Raw genomic sequence first — 861 nt, forward strand, 5'->3', positions numbered from 1 at the left:
AATTGAACCTCAAGCTAGTGGAGTTGTAAACAATGTTAATGCTATTGATTCTTTTGATGAAATTAAACTTTTAACTAAAGAAGCTGCTATTCAAGATGGACTTTTAGAATATATTTCTGAAGATATGGATACTAAATTTATTGAAGTTGTTAAAAAACAAATTATCCATAGTGAAATTCCTGGTAAAGAAAACTTTAAAATTGTTTATTCTCCATTACATGGAACTGGTGGAAGACCAGTTAAAAGAGTTTTTGAAGAAACTGGATTTAAATCAATCTATATAGTGGCTGAGCAAGAACAACCTGACGGAAACTTCCCAACTTGTTCATATGCTAATCCAGAAGATCCAGCAGTTTTTAAGTTAAGTATAGCATTAGCGGATAAAGTTGGAGCTACACTTTGTATGGCAAATGATCCTGATGCAGACAGAATTGGTGTTGCAGTAAAGGATGAAAAAGGAGAATGGGTCTATCCAAATGGAAACCAAATTGGTCTTCTTTTAATGAATTATATTTTAGAAAACAAAAAAAATATACCTAAAAATTCAGCAGTTGTATCTACTGTAGTTTCAACACCTATGCTAGATGTTGTTGCTAAAGAAAAAGGAGTAAAAATTTTTAGAACTCTAACTGGCTTTAAATTTATTGGAGAAAAAATAAGAGAGTTTGAAGAAGGAAAATACAACGCTACATTCTTAATGGGATTTGAAGAATCTTATGGTTATCTTGTAGGAACACATGCTAGAGATAAAGATGCTGTTGTATCTACTCTTTTAATAGCTGAGATGGCAGCTTATTACAATAGTATTGGATCATCGATTCCAAAAGAGTTAAAAAAATTATATGAAAAATTTGGTTACTA

Annotated in this window: 1 protein-coding gene; it reads left to right on the forward strand. The window is 30.9% G+C overall.

Annotated elements, in window-relative coordinates:
• Positions 1-861 (forward strand): phosphohexomutase domain-containing protein (locus tag HMPREF0202_RS06695; RefSeq protein WP_023052352.1); only part of this gene is annotated, 861 nt, incomplete at both ends.

Source organism: Cetobacterium somerae ATCC BAA-474 (assembly GCF_000479045.1).
Lineage (GTDB): Bacteria > Fusobacteriota > Fusobacteriia > Fusobacteriales > Fusobacteriaceae > Cetobacterium_A > Cetobacterium_A somerae.